At 64.4% G+C, this 17,624-nt stretch carries 16 protein-coding genes; 4 read left to right on the top strand and 12 right to left on the bottom strand.

Annotated features, from left to right (window positions below; all coding sequences use genetic code 11):
* Positions 1 to 8 precede the first annotated feature (8 nt).
* The 3 genes from OS035_RS07035 to OS035_RS07025 all read right to left on the bottom strand — a co-directional run bounded on the left by OS035_RS07035 (position 9) and on the right by OS035_RS07025 (position 3,707).
* Positions 9 to 1,541 (bottom strand): S10 family peptidase, encoded by a 1,533-nt coding sequence (locus tag OS035_RS07035; RefSeq protein WP_131710686.1) that lies wholly within the window; start codon positions 1,539 to 1,541, stop codon positions 9 to 11.
* Positions 1,542 to 1,740: 199 nt separating this feature from the next.
* Entirely contained in the window at positions 1,741 to 3,033 is a 1,293-nt protein-coding gene (locus tag OS035_RS07030; RefSeq protein ID WP_331813573.1) for a CynX/NimT family MFS transporter, read from the bottom strand.
* Positions 3,030 to 3,707, bottom strand: coding sequence for a FadR/GntR family transcriptional regulator (locus tag OS035_RS07025; RefSeq protein WP_183779107.1), 678 nt, complete (start codon positions 3,705 to 3,707; stop codon positions 3,030 to 3,032). The genes OS035_RS07030 and OS035_RS07025 overlap by 4 nt, the downstream gene beginning before the upstream one ends.
* A 507-nt stretch (positions 3,708 to 4,214) precedes the next feature.
* Here OS035_RS07025 and OS035_RS07020 point away from each other — a divergent pair.
* Positions 4,215 to 5,027, top strand: coding sequence for a class II glutamine amidotransferase (locus OS035_RS07020; protein ID WP_097624622.1), 813 nt, complete (start codon positions 4,215 to 4,217; stop codon positions 5,025 to 5,027).
* A 29-nt stretch (positions 5,028 to 5,056) separates the two neighbouring features.
* Here the strand turns inward: OS035_RS07020 and coaBC are convergent, their stop codons facing one another.
* The 3 genes from coaBC to OS035_RS07005 all read right to left on the bottom strand — a co-directional run bounded on the left by coaBC (position 5,057) and on the right by OS035_RS07005 (position 8,088).
* Entirely contained in the window at positions 5,057 to 6,262 is a 1,206-nt protein-coding gene (coaBC, locus tag OS035_RS07015; protein ID WP_331813572.1) for a bifunctional phosphopantothenoylcysteine decarboxylase/phosphopantothenate--cysteine ligase CoaBC, read from the bottom strand.
* Positions 6,263 to 6,438: 176 nt separating this feature from the next.
* Positions 6,439 to 7,188, bottom strand: a complete 750-nt coding sequence (locus OS035_RS07010) for an SDR family oxidoreductase (protein ID WP_331813571.1) — start codon at positions 7,186 to 7,188, stop codon at positions 6,439 to 6,441.
* Positions 7,189 to 7,323: 135 nt separating this feature from the next.
* A complete protein-coding gene (locus tag OS035_RS07005; RefSeq protein ID WP_331813570.1) occupies positions 7,324 to 8,088 on the bottom strand; it encodes an SDR family oxidoreductase in 765 nt (254 codons plus the stop codon).
* A gap of 125 nt (positions 8,089 to 8,213) precedes the next feature.
* Between OS035_RS07005 and OS035_RS07000 the strand changes: the two genes are divergently transcribed.
* Positions 8,214 to 9,119: a LysR family transcriptional regulator gene (locus tag OS035_RS07000; protein WP_097624626.1), complete on the top strand. Its 906-nt coding sequence runs from the start codon at positions 8,214 to 8,216 to the stop codon at positions 9,117 to 9,119.
* A gap of 100 nt (positions 9,120 to 9,219) precedes the next feature.
* Here OS035_RS07000 and OS035_RS06995 read toward each other — a convergent pair whose 3' ends face one another.
* On the bottom strand, positions 9,220 to 10,095 hold the full coding sequence (locus OS035_RS06995; protein WP_131710685.1) for a LysR family transcriptional regulator: 876 nt from the start codon (positions 10,093 to 10,095) through the stop codon (positions 9,220 to 9,222).
* Between the two features lie 91 nt (positions 10,096 to 10,186).
* Here OS035_RS06995 and OS035_RS06990 point away from each other — a divergent pair, with 91 nt between their 5' ends.
* On the top strand, positions 10,187 to 11,437 hold the full coding sequence (locus tag OS035_RS06990) for an MFS transporter (RefSeq protein ID WP_331813569.1): 1,251 nt from the start codon (positions 10,187 to 10,189) through the stop codon (positions 11,435 to 11,437).
* Positions 11,434 to 11,820 (top strand): VOC family protein, encoded by a 387-nt coding sequence (locus OS035_RS06985; protein ID WP_097624629.1) that lies wholly within the window; start codon positions 11,434 to 11,436, stop codon positions 11,818 to 11,820. Before OS035_RS06990 ends, OS035_RS06985 begins: the two co-directional genes overlap by 4 nt.
* A gap of 17 nt (positions 11,821 to 11,837) precedes the next feature.
* Here OS035_RS06985 and OS035_RS06980 read toward each other — a convergent pair whose 3' ends face one another.
* The 5 genes from OS035_RS06980 to OS035_RS06960 are packed head-to-tail and all read right to left on the bottom strand — an operon-like array spanning position 11,838 to position 17,600.
* Positions 11,838 to 13,499, bottom strand: coding sequence for a urocanate hydratase (locus OS035_RS06980; protein ID WP_097624630.1), 1,662 nt, complete (start codon positions 13,497 to 13,499; stop codon positions 11,838 to 11,840).
* A 33-nt stretch (positions 13,500 to 13,532) separates the two neighbouring features.
* Positions 13,533 to 13,862: a TfoX/Sxy family protein gene (locus OS035_RS06975; protein ID WP_097624631.1), complete on the bottom strand. Its 330-nt coding sequence runs from the start codon at positions 13,860 to 13,862 to the stop codon at positions 13,533 to 13,535.
* Positions 13,863 to 13,865: 3 nt separating this feature from the next.
* Complete coding sequence (locus OS035_RS06970; RefSeq protein WP_097624632.1) at positions 13,866 to 14,963, bottom strand: DUF917 domain-containing protein; 1,098 nt, start codon at positions 14,961 to 14,963, stop codon at positions 13,866 to 13,868.
* Positions 14,944 to 16,224, bottom strand: a complete 1,281-nt coding sequence (locus OS035_RS06965) for a Zn-dependent hydrolase (protein ID WP_097624633.1) — start codon at positions 16,222 to 16,224, stop codon at positions 14,944 to 14,946. The genes OS035_RS06970 and OS035_RS06965 overlap by 20 nt, the downstream gene beginning before the upstream one ends.
* Entirely contained in the window at positions 16,221 to 17,600 is a 1,380-nt protein-coding gene (locus OS035_RS06960) for a dihydroorotase (protein ID WP_097624634.1), read from the bottom strand. The genes OS035_RS06965 and OS035_RS06960 overlap by 4 nt, the downstream gene beginning before the upstream one ends.
* Positions 17,601 to 17,624 lie beyond the last annotated feature (24 nt).

Here is a 17,624-nt window from a genome sequence, read left to right as displayed (position 1 = left end):
GCATTTCCTCAATCCGCCGGCTGCGCGGCCGGGTGCGTGGCGTAGAAGGCCTTGGCATCCGCCGTGAAGGCGGCCCGTTGATCGGCCTTGGTATAGAACATATGGCCGCCGCGATAAAGTTTCAGCCCGACGCGGCCGCCGCTAAGCGATGGCGGCAAGTGGTCGACCACGTAGCGGCTGACGCCGTAGGGCGTCACCAGATCGCTGTAGCCATGCGCGATCAAAAGATGGAAGGCCGTGTTCGAGGCAAGCAGCTGCCTGATGTCATCGGTCGCACTTGCCTGGAAGCGCGATCCGCCGCCGCGTCCGCTGCCCCATTCCCAGCGCCGGCTGATATCGCTGTCGAGCAGCGAATAGGTCATCTCGGTTTTGAAGCCGAGTTGGTTGCGGGCATAGTCGGCAAAGGCGCCGCCATAGGCGCGGGCGAAGCCATCGAGAATGGCGTCGTCGCCGCGGTCGTAATCCGATTCAGGATAGGCGTCGGGGGCCGCAAAAGAGGCGTCGTAAGGGCTCATCACTTCGCCGTTGCCCCCGTCGGAATGTTTGACGAAGGAGTTGCCGAGGAAGCCGCGGTTGCGCGTGACGATATCCTCAGGGATGCCCGTCAACCCGGCAATCCTGCCATAGAAGGCGGCGGCATTGGCGCCCGTCGGCGGCGGCCCGGCGAGCGTCGTCAGATAATCCCCAAGCGCGAAGGTTTCCGCTTCGCGCAGCTTCCCTTCGTCAAAGGCGTTGTGCCGGTCGAGTTCGGCCGCCGCCAGCGACGGCAGCTCCAGTGCTGCGCCGAGCGGGAACTGATCGGCGTTGAACATCAACTGGCCCTCGAGCAGGGGCGACAGCATCACCGCGCCGGCGACGATAATGCCCTGGCTTTCCTGCAGCGCCGAGGCGACCTTGGCGGCGCGGAAGCCGCCATAGCTCTCGCCGAGAAGATATTTCGGCGCGTTGGAGCGGTTGTTGTGCGCGACATAAAGCGCGATCGCCTTGGCGATGCTCTGAGCGTCCGCGTTGACGTTGTAATAATTGGAGGCGTCGTCGGCCTTCACCGTCCGGCTCCAGCCGGTGCCGATCGGATCGATCAGCACGAGATCGGTGAACTCAAGCCAGCTCTGTGGGTTGTCGACGAGCTGCGCATGCGCGCCGTCGCGCGCCTGAGGCCCGAAATCGAGCACCTTGGGCCCGACCAGCCCGAGATGCAGGAAGGCGGAAGCCGCACCCGGGCCGCCGTTGAAGGCGAAGGTCAGGGGCCGGCCCGGGCCGCCGCCTTTCGCGACATAGGCGGTGTAGAAGATGGCGCCGGTCGGCGCGCCGTCCTGGCCGAAGAGATCGAGCGTGCCGGCGGTTGCGGTATAGGCAAACTTCCGGCCGCCGATCGTCATTTCGTGCTCGGTGACGGAATCGGCCGGCAGCAGCTTCAGCACGCCGTCGCGCGCGCTGCGCTCGACATTTGCCCCGGGTTGGGTGCTTTCCTCAGCCGAGGAAAGGGCAGGGGCCAGCGACACCGCCAGCGCTGCAAACAGAAACAGAGGTCGTAAACGCAAGATGTCTCCTCCGGCGGTACGGGCTGCAGCTAAAGCATGTCGCGCAAAAGCGTGCAGCAGTTTTACGGCAACGGCATGCGTAAGAACAAAGAGCTAAAGCGCATCGCGTGAAACAAGTTTGATGCGACGCGCTCTAGAGATAGCGTAACATCCGCGGCCGGCGACCGGCATCAAGAGATGGTGATGGGCCGGTGAGGGCTCAGCTCACCTTCTCCACGGCATGAACATCGATCTCGATCGACCGGCCGGCCTTCCAGCCGTTGATCGCGGCTCCGAGCCCAAGCGCGACGAAGAGGGCGGCGCACCAGGAAAAGCTGCCGGTCCAGCCGCGGATGAGGCCGACGATGAGCGGGCCGATTGATGCAAGCAGGTAACCGACGCACTGCGCCATGCCGGAGAGATGGGCGGCGACATCGGGATCGCGCGACCGCAGCACGATCGTCGTCATCGCCGCCGCGATCAGCCCGCCCTGGCCGATGCCCTGCAGCACAGCCCAGAGCCAGACGGTCGACAGCGGCGCAAAGAGCAGGCCGAGCAGAGCGGTGACGGCGACGCCGCAAAGGCTCGCATTGATCAGCCGCTGGTCTTTCCCGCGCACGGCGATATGCGGCACGATCAGGCAGGATGCGGCCTGCACCATCACCGAGAGCGATACGATCGCCCCGGCGGTGACGCCGTCGAGGCCGCGCTCGCGCAGGATCGGAACCAGCCAGCCGAAGACGCAATAGGCAAGTGCGGATTGCAGACCCATGAACAGCGTCACCTGCCAGGCGAGCCGATCCCGCCAGAGGCCTTTGACATGAAATCCGTTTCGCCTTGCCTTGCCTCCGCTGCGCAGAACCTGCGGCAGCCAGATCAGCCCGACGACGAGCGCCGGCAGTGCCCAGATGGCGAGCGCGCCTTGGAGAGAGCCGCCGAGCGCGTGTTCGATCGGCAGCGTCAGCCCGGCCGCACTGGCCGCACCCGCGCAGAGCGCCATGGTGTAGAAGCCGGTCATCAGCGCGGCGCGCCCGGCAAAATCCCGCTTCACCAGCCCCGGCAGCAGCACGTTGCCGACGGCGATGCAGGCGCCTGCCAGCGCCGTGCCGATAAAAAGCAGCGGTACGGAGGAGAGCCCGCGCAAAGCGGTGCCAAGGGTCAGAAGCAGGATGACGCCGAGTAGCGTCCGTTCGGAACCGAGGCGTTGGGCAAGACGCGGTGCAAGCGGCGAGAATGCGCCGAGGCAGACGACCGGCAGCGTCGTCAGCAGGCTGGCGCCGAGCGCGGTGAGACCAAGTTCCGAGCGGATCTCCGGCAGCAGCGCCGAAGCGCTCGAAAAGACCGGGCGCAGGTTGAAGGCGATCAGCACAAGGCTGGCGCCAAGCAGGAAACGATCCGCGGCTCCGCGGACCGGTGTTGCCTGCGGCGGCGGCAGGCTGCCGGCCTCGGCATCGATCAGCAGTTCGTCGGACGGGTCGAGCGTGGCGGCGAGATCGCGGGAAGGCGTGTTCATGACAGGATCATCCGGTCGAGGGCGGCAAGAACCGGCGCCATGAAGCGGCGCACAGCCAAATCCGCCCTGTCCGGATCGCCGGTTTCGATGGCGTCGACGATATCGGCATGCGCCTGCATATCCGGTTCAGGAATATCCTTCCCGAGCGTCGCCGCGATGGTATCGGCGATCGAGGCCGAGAAGAAATCGTAGATCTCGATCATCGCCCGGTTGCCCGAAGCGGCGATGACGGCCTTGTGGAAGGCGAGGTCGCGTTCGATGAAGGCGGCCTGATCGCCGCCGTCGTAACTGCCGCGTTCGGCAAGCAGCCGGCGAAGCCCGGCAACCGTCTCCGGCGTCTTGCGAAGCGCGGTCAGCCGCGCGGCCTCGACGTCGAGCGCCAGGCGAGCCTCGAACTGGTCGCGCAGGCTGGCGCGCCGGGCCATGGTCAGCGGCCGGCCGACATCGCTGGTCGCCCGCACATAGGTTCCCGAACCCTGCCTTGTTTCGAGATAACCCTGCGACACGAGAACCCGCACCGCCTCGCGCACCGTGCCGCGGCTTACCGAGAGCATGGCAGACAGCGAGGCTTCATTCGGCAATTTCTCGCCGACCGCCCAGCGTTTGCCGAGAATATCGCTGCGGATCGCCTCGACGGCATCATCCGCGAGATTGGTCCTGCTGATTGCACGCATCCCGCTACTCATAAAGTCATCTGATGACTTTATGAGTAGCGGGATTTCGATGGTCCGTCAACGATCTTATATCAGGGCAATAAAAAGGGCCGCCTCGGCGACCCTTTCCATGAGTTTGGCCTCAAACTGGCCTGGGCTGTCTACGCAGCCCCAGGAAGGCGGGATTACAGCGAGGGCTGCCTCGCTTTCATCACCTCTCCCATGCCCGTTACGAGGTCCGAAATCTCATTAGACATTGGATCACCTTCCTTTCTTTCTGTTGCTGATAGGTCAAAGGTAGGCTGATTCTTTTCAGATGCAAGAACAAATCCGTGCAACGCGCTGCCGCAAGGCAATCCGTATGTTCACAAAAGGACACAGACTTTCGCCGAATTTGAAGATGCCAGAGTCATGAATCCGTCATCTTGCGCTTGCAAATCGGCGGCGCGTTAAGCTGTTATTAGCCGCGACGACAGACAATTTCAGCATGCCCGCCGGTGCGGCGGCGGGGTCCGGAGCAAGAAAGCCATGTGTCGCTGGGCAGCCTATCGCGGAGACCCTCTCTATCTCGAGGAGCTGGTATCCTCGCCCGCCCATTCGCTGATCGAGCAGTCGCATTGCGCTACCCGCGCCAAGACGGCGACCAATGGCGACGGTTTCGGCATCGCCTGGTATGGCGACAGGCCCGAGCCCGGCCGCTACCGCGATATCCTGCCGGCTTGGTCGGATTGCAATCTGAAGAGCCTGGCGCGGCAGATCCGCTCGCCACTCTTTCTCGCCCATGTCCGCGCCGCCACCGGCGGCGGCACGCGCCGCGACAATTGCCACCCCTTCACGCATGACACCTGGTCCTTCATGCACAACGGCCAGATTTCAGGATTCGAGCGCCTGCGCCGGCCGATGGAAGCGATGCTCGACGACGAGTTGTTCAACGCCCGCGGCGGCACGACCGATTCCGAGCTGATGTTTCTGCTGGCGCTGCAATTCGGCCTGCGCGAGGCGCCGATCGCTGCGATGGCCCAGATGGTCGGTTTTGTCGAGGATCTGGCCGAAAGCATCCTCGGCTCGATTGTGCTGCGCTTCACTGCCGCCTTCTCCGACGGCAAGACGCTCTATGCGATCCGCTATGCCACCGATCGCAAGGCGCCGACGCTTTATGCCTCACCTGCAAGCGCCGGCTATTGCCTCGTCTCCGAGCCGTTGAACGACGATGTCGATGCCTGGGCGGAAATTCCCGATGGCAGCGCCGTCACCGTCGGTAAAGATGGCATCAATGTCGCCGACTTCCGGCCGGAGAAGCGGAGTGCCGCAAAGCCCCAGCGCGTGGCCATTCCTGCCTAAACGCCTGGCAGCAGCGGAGCCGCAGGCGATTAGCTCAGTTGCTTGGCGATCAGCGCCGCGAGCCTTTCGGCAACCTCTTCCTTCGCCAGATCAGGCCATTGCTCGACGCCGTCGCGGCGAATGAGTTTGACGCTGTTGCGGCTGCCGCCCATGATGCCGGTGGCGGGCGAGACGTCATTGGCGACGATCATGTCGGCGCCCTTCCGCTCGAGTTTCGCCTTTGCATTGCTTTCGACGTCCTGCGTCTCGGCGGCAAAGCCGATCACCAGCTTCGGCCGCATCGTATGATGGCCGACGGTTTTGAGGATATCGGGGTTCTCGGTCAGCGCCAGCGTCGGAATGGATTCGCCCGGATGTTTCTTCAGCTTCTGGTCGGCGGCCGAGGCCACCCGCCAATCGGCCACAGCCGCGACCATGACGGCGATGTCGGCCGGCAGCGCCGCCAGCACGGCGTCGCGCATTTCCTCCGCCCGTTCGACATGCACGGTGTTGACGCCGACAGGGTCGGCAATCGTCACAGGACCCGAGACCAGCGTCACCTCGGCTCCCAGTTTGGCAAGGGCGGCGGCGATCGCATGCCCCTGCCGACCGGAGGAGCGGTTGGCGATATAACGCACCGGGTCGATCGGCTCATGCGTCGGGCCTGAGGTGACGATCGCCTTGCGTCCCTTCAGCGGTTTCTCCCCGTCGTCGAGCATGGTTTCGGCGGCCGCGACGATCTCCAGCGGCTCCGCCATCCGGCCGAGCCCGGCCTCGCGGCTTTCGGCCATCTCGCCGGCCATCGGCCCGACGAAGCGGATGCCGTCTGCCCGGAGCAGCGCCGCATTGCGCCGCGTCGCCGGATGCGCCCACATTCTGGGGTTCATCGCCGGTGCCGCGAGCACCGGCCTGTCCGTCGCCAAAAGCACGGTCGAGGCGAGATCGTCGGCCAGCCCGTTTGCCATCTTCGCCATCAGGTCGGCGGTGGCCGGGGCAATCAGCACGAGGTCGCAGTCGCGCGCCAGCCTGATGTGGCCAACATCCTGCTCGTCTTCACGCGAAAACAGATCGAGGAAAACATGGTCAGCCGCCAGCGCGCCGACGGCCAGCGGCGTGACGAATTCCTGGGCGCCCTTGGTCATCACCGGGCGCACGCTGGCGCCGCGCTCGCGCAGCCGGCGGATCAGATCCAGGCTCTTATAGGCGGCGATGCCGCCGGAGATGATGAGGAGGATGCGTTTGCCGCTGAGAGCCATGGCTTTCTTCCCGTCGCCTTATTGACCGGTCCCGACCCTAAGCCTTTGGCGGAGAACATGCAATCGCGAGGGCGACAGGCATCGGAGCTACTCCGGAAGCCGCCGCATGACGATCGCGATCGCCATGCCGAGGCGGGCAAGCTGCGGCGGCAGCCAGTCTCCGCCGCACTCGTGGGTCAGAGGTTGCTCATCCCGCCGTCGATGATGAGTTCGCTGCCGACGATATAGGCCGCCTCATCGGAGGCGAGGAAAACGATCGTCTTGGCGACTTCGCCGGGGGTTCCGAAACGGCCGACGGGAATCTGGGCCTGGATCTGCGCAGTCATCGACTCCGATTGGGCTTGCGAAGCGCCGAGCTTGCTGTAGAGCGGCGTGGCGATCGGACCGGGGCTGAGGGCGTTGACGCGGATGCCGCGGCCGATGAGTTCGCCCGACAATGTCTTGGCAAGCGTCAGCAGCGCACCCTTCGTCAGCGAATAGACGCTGGAATTCGGCATGCCAATATGGGCGTTGATCGAAGTGTTGAGCACGATCGCAGCCTGCTTCGAAAAAATCGGCAGCAACGCCTGAATCAGGAAGAATGGGCCCTTAACGTTGATATCAACCGACTTGTCGAAGGCGGCTTCGCTCCACTGTTCCAGCGGCCCGAATTCGGCGACCCCGGCGTTGACGAAGAGGATGTCGAGCGTGCCGAAAGTCTCTCTCACGCTATCGGCGACGGCCTTCTGGCCGACCGCATTGCCGGCATCGGCCTGGATGACGGTGGCTTTGCTGCCGAATTCGGCGCGGGCCGCCTCGACGCTTGCCGCGCTGCTGCCGGTAACGACGACGCGGGCACCTTCAGCGATGAACTGGCGGGTGGTCTCGAGGCCGATGCCACTGGTGCCGCCGGTGATGAGGGCTGTCTTGTTCTGCAGGCGTGACATGATGAAGTTCCTTTGACCGAATGTTGGGGCGTGGCCCGTTCTTGTTCAATGCGAGAATGCTCTGAAAAAGGCGGCGCGATAAGCCGGCGCGTTGAAGGATCATCAACCCGCAGCGGATAACCGCGCCGCGCCGCCTCAGGTGCGGGTGATCGAAGCGCCGCCGTCGACCAGCGACGCCGTACCGGTGACGAAGCTTGCATCGTCGGAGGCGAGGTAGAGGACCGAGCGGGCAAGTTCTTCGGGTGTTGCGACACGCTTCAGCGCATGCAGATTGGTGACGAAGGCCTGCTTCTCAGGCGTATCGTTCATGTCCCGATACATGTCGGTATCGACCGCACCCGGCAGGATGGCATTGACGCGCACGCTCTGCTGTCCGAATTCGGCGGCAAGCGCCTGTGTCAGGCCGATCAGGCCGGATTTGCTGGCGGCATAGGCGGCAACCCCCGGGAAGGCGAAGCTGTAGCCGACGAAGGTCGAGGTGAAGATCACCGAGCCGCCGCCATTTTCCACCATCGCCCCGATCTGGTGCTTGGCGGCGAGGAAGGAGGCCGTCAGATTGATCGCCAGCGCCTCGCTGAAGCCCGCTTCGGAAACGGCGGTGCTCGCACCGGCTTCGCCGAGCGTGCCGGCATTGTTGAAGGCGATATCGAGCTTGCCGTAATTTCTCACGGCGGCGGCGACCAGCGCCTTGTGATAATCTTCCGAGCGCACGTCGCCGGCAATGGCGACGGCATCGCCGCCCTCCGCCTTGATCTCCGCAACGAGGCTGTCAAGTTCGCCTTGACGGCGGGCGCCGACGACGACCTTGGCGCCTTCGGCGGCGAAGAGTTTTGCCGTGGCCCGGCCAATGCCGGAGCTTGCGCCGGTGACGATCGCGACCTTGTTGTTCAAGCGGTTCATGGTTCCATCTCCTGTGTTGAGGTGAGGCGGCCCTTGCCGTCCCTTCCGTTGAATGGAAGATGGCATTTTCCTTTCGTTCGGATTAGTCTCCAGATCGGGGAATTCGAATTCGGAAAGACCGAACGATGATCAGGATAGAAGGCATTGCGGCTTTTGTCGCCGTGGTCGAGGCAGGCTCGGTCAGCGAGGCGGCCCGGCGTCTTCGGCTGTCCAAATCCGTCGTCAGCGAAAGGTTGGCCGAGCTGGAGAAGTCGCTCGGCGGCATCCTGCTGCACCGAACGACCCGCAAGCTTACTTTGACCGAGGATGGCACGGTCTTCCTGGAGCGGGCTGCGCGCATCGTGCGCGAGATCGAGGAGGCCGCGGCCGATATGGCGGAGCGGCGCGGAACGCTGTCAGGCCCGATCCGCATCGCCGCCCCCGTCACCTTTGGCCGCATGCATCTCGGCCCGGCGCTCTATCCCTTTCTCGCCAAACATCCCGAGATCGAACTGACCCTCGATATCGATGATCGGCGGGTGGATGCCGCTTCGGACGGCTATGATGCCATTATCCGCAATGGTCCGATCGCCGATAGCCGGCTGGTCGCCTGGAACCTCACGCGAAGCCGCCGTCTTCTCTGTGCCTCACCGGATTATCTCGCCCGCCAGGGAATTCCGTCGTCGCTGGCCGATCTTAACAGCCATCGCGGCATCTTCTACACCAATCGCGGCGTTGCCGACTGGCGCTTCCAGACGCCGGAGGGTGCGATCGTCGTCCGTGCGAAACTGGCGCTCGGCATCAACAATGGCGACATGCTCCGCGACGCCGCGATTGCCGGCCTCGGCATTGCGCTGCTGCCCGCCTTCATCGCCGGCCCGGCCATCCGCGAGGGCCGGCTTGCCGAAATCGATGTCGGTCACAAGCCGGAGGCCGAATTCATCTATATGGCGCATCCCGAGGGCCGAAACCCCTCCGCCAAGCTCCGTGCCATCGCCGATCACCTGAAGAAGAGTTTTGGCGATCCGCCCTATTGGGATCCGGCGGGCTAGAGCATGTCGCGCAAAAGTGTGCAGCGGTTTTGCGACAACGACATGCGCAAAAACAAAGACCTAAAGCGCGAAGAGCGAATCTGAAAGATCGCGACGCGCTTTAGCTCAGCAGGCTCATCAGGTTCTCGGTGACCGGCGAGCGATGTGTTTTCAGGATTGCCAGCGCCAGGCGCGCCACGGCCGGAGGCCCCTCGATCGGCCGGTAGGTCACACCTTCGAGCTTGATCCGCGAAATCGAGGCCGGCACGATCGAGACGCCGAGATCGGCCGCCACCAGATTGACGACCGAGGAAATCTGCGGCGCCTCCTGCGCCACGGTCAGCTCGAATCCCGCCTTGCGGCAGGCGAGCACGACATCGTCGTAGAGGCTCAAGCCCACGAGCCGGGGAAAGAGGATGAAGGGTTCGTCCGCCAGCATTGCAAGCGGCAGGCTGCGATGTCTTGCCAGAGGATGGCTGGCGGGCAGGGCGATCACCATCGGCTCGTCCGGCAGCCGCCGCAGCCGGATGCCGGCGGGATCGTCCAGGCTGGGGCGCATGAAGGTGGCGTCGAGCTCGCCGCGTTCCAGCTTCTGCATCAACGCCAGCGTATTCATTTCCGTCAACGACAGCCGAACCTCCGGCCAGCGTGCGCGAAACAGTCGAATCGTCGTGCTGACCACGGGGTTGAAGGCGGAGGATGCGGTGAAGCCGAGCGACAGCCGGCCGGTCTCGCCGCGATTGGCGCTTTGCGCCGCAAGCTTCGCCTTCTCAGCTGCCACCAGCGACGCCTTTGCCTCGCCAAGGAAGGCCGCGCCCGCTGCCGTCAATTCGGCGCCGTGCGGCACACGGTGAAACAGCGCCGCACCCACTTCCCTCTCCAGGTCGCGGATCTGCTGGCTGAGCGGCGGCTGCCCGATGCCGAGCTTGCCGGCGGCACGGGTGAAATTGCCCTCTTCCGCCACCGCCAGAAAATACCTGAGATGCCGCAGCTCCATCACTATCTCCAAAACCTATCGGAATCGACGGTCTCATATATTGGACAAATGGAGGCGCTTTGACTAGATCGGAGGCTGGAAGGATGAAGATGTGCCGACGTCAGTGCATGCAGTGAAGACCTCCGAGACAGCTGCGACCCCAGGGCAGAAGCACTACCTGACCCGTGGCGCCGGCGCCTATCGCCGCGCCAGCCTGGCACTCTTCCTTTCCGGCTTCGCCACCTTCTCGCTGCTCTATTGCGTCCAGCCGCTGCTGCCGATCTTCTCGCAGGAATTCGCTGTCAGCCCGGCCGAAAGCTCGCTGTCCCTTTCGCTCTCCACCGGTTTCCTGGCGGTCGCCATCGTCTGCGCCGCCGCCCTCTCGGAAGGTCTCGGCCGCCGCAGCCTGATGTCGATATCGCTGGTCGGGGCGGCATTGCTGACCATTGCCACCGCCTTTGCCCCGAACTGGCATCTGCTGCTCGTCATCCGCGCGCTTCAGGGCCTTGTTCTCGGTGGTGTGCCGGCCGTTGCCATGGCCTATCTCGCCGAGGAAATCGATCCGCGCGGCCTTGGCGCCACCATGGGCCTCTATGTCGGCGGCACGGCCTTCGGCGGCATGTCCGGCCGCGTGCTGACAGGCATCTTCGCCGAATATCTCACCTGGCGTCCGGCGCTCTTCATCATCGGCGCCATCGGCCTTGCCGCCGCGATCGGCTTCATCGCCCTCTTGCCACCGTCACGCAATTTCGTCCGCCGGCCGGGCTTCGACCCACGCTTTCATGCAAAGGCCTGGCTCGGCCATCTCCGCAATCCGGCGCTGCCCTTCATCTTCGCCATCGCCTTCCTGGCGATGGGCTCCTTTGTGACGATCTACAATTATGCCGGCTTCCGCCTGGTGGCGCCGCCCTACGGCCTCAACCAGACCGAACTCGGCCTGATCTTCACCGTCTACCTCTTCGGCATCGGCGCCTCCTCGATCGGCGGCCTGTTGGGAGACCGGATCGGGCACTTTTCCGTGCTTCTCTTCGGTCTGGCACTCACCGCCGCCGGCAGCGCGCTGACGCTCTTTGCCTCGCTCCCGGCGATTATCCTCGGTATCATCGTGCTCACGACCGGCTTCTTCATGAGCCATTCGATCGCCAGCGGCCTTGTCGGCAAGCTGGCACATGGCACCAAAGGGCACGCCTCGTCGCTCTATATGCTCGCCTATTATGTCGGCTCCAGCCTCATGGGTTCGGCGGGCGGCTGGTTCTTCGCGGTTGAAGGCTGGGCCGCCGTCGTTATCTTCACGCTTGCCATGCTGGCGCTGGCCTTTGTCTCCGCCTGTCTTGCGCAGCACCTCGCGAGGAGAAAAGCATGATCCGCATAGACCGGCTTGACCATCTCGTGCTGACCGTCGCCGATATCGCCATCAGCTGCGACTTTTATTCCCGCATCCTCGGCATGTCGGTCGAAACCTTTGCTGAAGGCCGTAAAGCACTGAAATTCGGCGGGCAGAAGATTAATCTGCACCATGCCGGCCACGAATTCGATCCCAAGGCAAGGCAACCCACACCCGGCTCCGGCGACCTCTGCTTCATCGCCGACACTCAGCTTGCCGATGTCATCGCCCATCTGGAGGCCTTAGGCGTTGCCATCGAAGAGGGTCCGGTCGAGCGCACCGGCGCGACCGGGCGTTTGCGCTCGGTCTATTTCAGGGACCCCGACGGCAACCTCCTCGAGGTCTCCAATCTGATTGCCTGACGTCGGCCTCCCGCACATCAACCGAGCCGGATATAGGGCACGTCCTTCTTCGCCACCTCATCCAGCGCCTCCTCGTAACCGGCATCGGCGTAACGCATGACGCCAAGCGCCGTATCGTTGGTCAGCGCATGGTCGAGCCGTTCGTCGGCGGCATCCGTGCCGTCGGCGACCACGGTGACGCCGCAGCTCGTCATGTAGCCGGCATAGCCGCCGCCGCCGGAATGGATGACGACCAGATCGGCCATCGACGAGCAGAGCATCATCGCATCGATCAGCGGCCAGTCGGCGATTGCGTCGGAGCCGTCCTTCATGCCCTCGGTCATGATATTCGGATGCGCCATGGCGCCGGCGTCGAGATGGTCGCGGGAGAAGGCGACCGGGCCTTTGAGTTCGCCGCTCGCAACCAGCGTGTTGACGCGCCTTGCGAGTGCGGTGCGTTCGCCGTGGCCGAGCCAGGCGATGCGGGCCGGCAGCCCCTCGAAGGGCACATGCTCGCGCGCCAGCCGGATCCAGTTGGTGATGATCTTGTTATCGGGAAACATCTCGAGCAGCAGATCGTCGATCCGGGCGATATCGCTCTCCTCGCCTGACAGAGCCATCCAGCGGAACGGGCCGATCGCCCGGGCAAAGAGCGGCCTGAGATAGGCTTCGGTGAAGATCGGAATGTCGAAGGCATTGGCGACACCGCCCTCGCGGGCCTGCGTGCGGATGAGATTGCCGTTGTCGAAGACCTCCGAGCCACGCTTCTGGAATTCCAGCATCGCCGTCACATGCTCGACGATCGAGGCCCGGCTTGCCGCCATCAACTGCCCCTGGCCGTCGTCGCGCAGACCCTTGACCTGATCGAGGCTCATACCCTTCGGCACGTAACCGTAGACGAGGTCATGCGCCGAGGTCTGGTCGGTGACGATGTCGGGCACGATGCCGCGCCGGGCGATCTCGGGATAGACCTCCGCCGCATTGCCGACGAGGCCGACGGACAGCGCCCGCTTGTCCTTCACCGCTGCATCGATCATCTGAAGGGCGGTATCGAGATCGGGAGCGATTTCCTGGAGATAGCCGATCTGCTGGCGCTTGCGGGCGCGCTCCGGATCGATGTCGATGCAGAGGATTGCAGCCCCTGCCATGCGGCCGGCGAGAGGTTGCGCCCCGCCCATGCCGCCGAGGCCGGCCGTCAGCACGAACCGGCCGAGGAGATCGCCGCCGAAGCGCCGCTCGGCAATGCGCATGAAGATCTCGTAGGTGCCCTGGATGACGCCCTGGCTGCCGATATATTGCCAGGCGCCGGCCGTCAGCCCGCCCCAGCAGATCAACCCCTTGCGCTGCAGCTCGTAGAACACTTCAGCCTTTGCCCATTGCCCGACGATATTGCAGTTCGCCATGATGACCAGCGGCGCCTTGGCATGCGTTCGAACGAGGCCGATCGGCTTGCCGGACTGGATGAGCAGCGTCTGGTCCTCGTCCATCTCGGTCAGCGCTTTGACGATGCCCCTATGCGCCGCCCAGTTGCGGGCCGCCTTGCCGAGCGCGGCGTAGACGATCAGATTGTCGGGGTCCTCGCCGACGGAGAGCACGTTTTCGAGCAGCCGCAGCAGCGCCTCCTGCCGCCAGCCCTTGGCGCGCAGTTCCGGCCCGCCGGGAATCGGAAATTTCGGATGACGTGGATTGGCCTTCGGCATCGTGGGTTCCTCGTTTTGCTCTGCCTTCGTTCGTTATTTCCTGGGCAGCGATTCCACATAGGCGAGTGCCGCATCGAGCAAACGCCGTCTCAGGGTATCGTCGCCATAAACTTCGGCACCGCCTCGCACCCAGCCATGCATCACCCGCTCGCCCGACAGCATCTGGATCACGCCTGGCAGTGCCAGCGCCCAGTCGTCATTGCCCTTGCCGAGACGGATCAGCATGCCGTCATGGCGTGCGCAGCAGAGAAGATTGCCGTTCAGCATGAAGGCCCAGCCGCCGAACATCGATTTTTCGGCAAGACCCGGCCGATCGCCGAGTTCCTCACGCATCAGTTCTTCGAGACCCCGATCGCGCGCCATGGCTCAGGCCTTCGTCGCCAGTGCATAGCGGGCGATCTCGATCCCCATCGCCTTTTCGACGACGGGATAGACGGTCGGATCGAGCACGCTTGCCGACAGCGGAATGATATCCATCGGCACATGCAGGATGAACACCCGCATGCCCTCCTTGAGCTGGCCGACGCTGAGCGGCTCGCCCTGTGGTGAAAGCGTGGTGATGACCGCGGGAAAGGTGGCAAGCCGCCCGCCATCCGCATCGTCCACCGCCATATATTCGTTCATCACATGCAGCGTCACCGACTTTTCGCCCGCGCCGACGGTGATCGTGCCGATGTCGAAGGCTTCCTTGGTGTAGACGACCTCCTTGCGGGTAATGATTCCTTCGGCAAGAATATGTCCGCCCGTCGTCTTGCAGATCGCGTCGATGACATCAGATCCGCCCTTCTTCTCCGCCGCGATGATCGCCTCACCGAGCGAAAGTGCCATCGAAATGCCGCCGAGCGCCGCATGGCTGCGGACATAGGAGGCTCTGAGCGGATTGCGGCAACTGGCGATGAAGCCGCCGGATTGATCGGCGGCGGCGCGCAGCACCGGCGAGATCTTCGCGGTCGCGCCCTTCACCACCAGTTCGATATAGCGGCTTTCGGCCCGATTGCCGCCGACCGCGGTCTGGATCATCTGCTCCGGCGAGCCGGCCATGCCGATCGAGCCCATGTCGCCGGTGGGATGGGCGCGGATATCCCCGACCGCGTCGACCACCTTGGTACCGAGGATCGCTGACGGCAGCCAGCCGTTCAGCGTCGAGGATTTGCCGTTCTGGCCGATGATCAGCCCGGAAAGCTTTTCGCCGAGTGCCTCCTGCAGCAATTGCACCGCCTTCACATAATCGATGCCCTGCATTTCCCAGGGGGTGGTGGAGGCCGGCGCGCCGATCGCAGCCGCGGTGGCGATCCACTCCTCGTCCTTCAACTCGTCGATCGAGACCAGCTCGGGCTTGCCGACATTGACGGCGGCATAACCGAGCATCCGCCCGTGATCGGCCCAGCCGCCGCCACCGGCGGCATAGACGGAGCCGCCCTTGACCGCGGCTTCCACGTCCTTCTCAACCAGTATGCGTCCCATCGGTCTTCTCCCGCGTCAAATCCGTGTCCATCTCGCGCACCGCCTCGAACAGCACGGCGGCGCCGAGCGCAATATCGTCATTTTCCGCCCGTTCGTCGGGGCAATGGCTGCGTCCTCCCCGGCAGGGCACGAAGATCATCGCCGCCGGCGCCACCTTGGCGATCCAGGCCGTATCGTGTCCCGCGCCGGAGGCCATGCGCCGATGTTTGGCGCCGACGCGTTGGCAGGCAGTCTCCAATGTCGAAAGCAGGCCGGCATCGCCCGGCGTCGGCATATTGTCGGAGACCCGGTTCGGCGTCTCGATCGTGACGCCATAGGGGGTGGCCAGCTTTTCGACATGGCCATCGAGCCAGCGGCAGAAGGCCTCCATGTCGGCACGAATCTCGGCGCGGCCATCGATCAGCAGCACCACTTTCGACGGCACGACATTGGCGGCATTCGGCTCGATCCTGAATTCACCGACCGTCGCCGCGAAGTGGCCCGGCGTTTTGGAGAGCTCAGCCGCGGCGTTGCGAATGTCGAGCACCAGCTGCGAGGCTGCCACCAGCGCATCCGCCCGCCGGTCCATCGGCGTCGTGCCGGCATGATCGGCCCGTCCCTCGACGGTGATCTCGATGCGGGTAATGCCTGCAATCGCGGTGACGATGCCGATATCCTCTCTTTCGGCTTCGAGCACCGGTCCTTGCTCGATATGAAGCTCGAGAAAGCCGGCGAGATCCGGCCGCTTCTGCTGCGCCAGCACGCCGGGCTCGCCGCCCATCTCAGCGATGCCCTCGGCAAGATCGAGACCGCCACTGACGCGGGAAAGCCAGGCTTCCGGCAATTGCCCGGTCATCCCGCGGCTGCCGATGCAAGAGACGCCGAAGATGCTAACCTCCTCGGCAAGGAAGTCGACGATCTCCAGATCGTGGTCGAGTTCGATCGCCTGGTCGCTCAGCGCACGCGCCACTTCCAGCGCCGAGACCACCCCGGCAACGCCGTCGAAGCGGCCGCCGTCCGGCACCGTGTCGGAATGCGAACCGACCATGATCGTGCCGAGCCAGGGCTTGCGGCCCGTGCGCCGGCCGATCAGATTGCCGGCGGCATCGATCCGCGTTTCCAGTCCCGCCGCCTTCATCTTCGCTTCGATATAGGCCCGGCCTTCGAGAAAGAGCGGTGAGAAGGCCCGCCGCGTCCAGGGGTGCCCCGGCTCGGTAATCGCGGCCAGCGCCTCGATATCCCTGGCGATACGGCCGGCATTGATGGGAAGATTTCGGTTCATGCATCCGTTCCCGCAATGACCTGGCGCGGCAACGGCCGCACGAACCGTCCGCTGCCGGGCTCGGCCAGCACCTTGCCGCCTTCGGCGATCTTTTCACCCCTGAGATAGGTGGCGGAAACGGTCCAGGGCAGGCGAATGCCGTTGTAAGGGCTCCAGCCGACGACATTGTTGCCGCTTGCCGCAGCGTCATAGACGCTGTCCCTCGGTTCGAGCACGGTGATATCGGCATCTTTGCCCGGCGTCAGCGCCCCCTTGATATGGTCGAGCCGGAAATGCCTGGCCGGATTTTCGGCCATGAGCCGCGCTGCCCAGGTCAGGGGAATGCCGCGTTCGATGGCGCCTTTGACGAAGAGCGGCACCATCACCTCGAGGCCGGGAACACCTGAGGCGTTGGCGAGCATGTCGGGATTGGTCTTGCGGTTTTCCGACCAGCTGACGTGATCGGTCGAGACCAGCCAGACATCACCCTCGGCCACCTTCCGCCAGAGCGTCTCCACCTCGGCGCGCGGCCGCACCGGCGGATTGATCTTCGCCTTGCCACCGAGGCGCTTCACGTCGTTTTCCTCGTCGAGCGTCAGATAATGGATGCAGCATTCGACCGTCGCCGCAAAGCCGTCGCGGCGATAGGCGCGGGCGATATCGTAGCCGCGCCCGAGCGAGCAGTGCACCACGTGCGCCGGGCAGTGGGTCACGGCACCGGTCTCGAAGATCGTATGCATCGCCAGCAGCTCAGTGATCGGCGGCCGTGACAGGCCGTGCGCCCGCCAGTCGGTGACGCCGCTTGCCTTCACCTCAGCCATATAGCTGCGCACCGCCTCGTCATCCTCATTGTGCACGCCTGCCGTCAGCCCGGTCGGAGCGATCTCCGCAAAACAGGCGTCGAGCAGGGTCGGCGGAATGCGCGGAAAACGCTTGGGATCGGTGCCGAAGGTCGAGAATTTGAACGCCGCAACGCCGGCCTCGACCATCTCGCCGATCCGCGCCGGGCCTTCTTCCGGGTCGACGGTGCCGTAAAGCGCGAAGTCGACGCGCGCCTGCTGCCCGGCATGGTCGATCTTGCGTTTGACCGCCGCCGCCGAGCAGACAAGATCGCCCTCGTCATAGGGCATATCGACGATTGTTGTCACGCCGCCGGCCGCTGCCGACCGCGTCGACCAGATGAAATCCTCCTGGTCCTTCTGCGAGAGCGAATGCACCTGCGCGTCGATCGCGCCAGGCAGGATCAGTGCTTTGCCGAGCAGGTGGCGTTCCCGCGCCGCAGGCGGCACGCCGAGGCCGACCTCGGCGATCTTGCCGTTGCGCACGGCAACATAACCCGCTTCGACAATGCGGTCCGGCAGCACCACCGTGCCCTGCAGAACGAGATCGAAGTCCATGTCGGCTCCTCCAAAAAGCTGAGT

The sequence above is a fragment of the Rhizobium sp. 268 genome (assembly GCF_036571585.1).
Taxonomy (GTDB): Bacteria; Pseudomonadota; Alphaproteobacteria; order Rhizobiales; family Rhizobiaceae; genus Rhizobium; species Rhizobium redzepovicii.
Note: the sequence above shows the minus strand (reverse complement) of the source record. Positions and strands in the feature narration are given on the sequence as shown.